Below are 357 nucleotides of genomic sequence, written 5' to 3' on the forward strand. Positions count from 1 at the left end.
AACCTCGAGCGGTTCTACCGGTCGGTCCACGGCCGCGATCTCCAGCCCTGGGGGCGCCAGCTCGCGGTGCGGATCGCGGCCGCCCTCAACACCACGACGGACGACGACTTCGTCGTCCACCTGTTGCTGGTGTACATGTCCACCAACGCCATCACCAACATGTACAACGAGCTGGTGGCGGCGCGGAACGGTCTCGCCGAACACAACCGGGACCTCATCCGGGCGCCCACCGCCGATCTGCGGCGCAACCGGCTGATCACCGCCGTGCTGCTCGGCGCGGCCGCGCTCGGCGTGCTCGTGAGCGTCGGGATCCTCGTCACTGTCCTCAACCTGTCTTACGGGTCCGCGGCCAGGGCG

1 protein-coding gene is annotated in these 357 nt (G+C 68.9%); it reads left to right on the plus strand.

All coding sequences use genetic code 11. The features are described 5' to 3' along the window. A partial coding sequence (locus ACLBXO_RS31800; RefSeq protein WP_447687926.1) for a hypothetical protein occupies positions 1 to 357 on the plus strand: 357 nt, incomplete at both ends.

The organism is Methylobacterium sp. C33D (assembly GCF_053345825.1).